Here is a 274-nt window from a genome sequence, read left to right on the forward strand (position 1 = left end):
TAGGAAGTACAAAGGAAAGCTGCTCATTAAACCGAGCAAGGCTAACACGTTGACGTTCCTAAGTAACTTGCGCGGACTCATCAAAAAGCACGTTACCTTACCGGTGAACGACCTTATCAAACTGATTAACCCAAAGCTTAGAGGGTGGTCGAACTATTATCGCCACTGCGTTGCTAAGCAGGTTTTCAGTTATGTTAGTCACAAACTATTTCAAGCGCTATGGCATTGGGCTAAAAGGCGACATCCAACAAAATCTAAAACTTGGATCGCCTTA

The 274-nt window shown here is 43.4% G+C and carries 1 protein-coding gene; it reads left to right on the plus strand.

Annotated elements, in window-relative coordinates:
* Positions 1-274, plus strand: a 274-nt coding sequence (locus ACTRWI_RS22845; RefSeq protein ID WP_499133961.1) for a group II intron maturase-specific domain-containing protein, incomplete at both ends; no start/stop codon positions are given.

The organism is Pseudoalteromonas sp. G5_S1_14_S5, assembly GCF_054968605.1.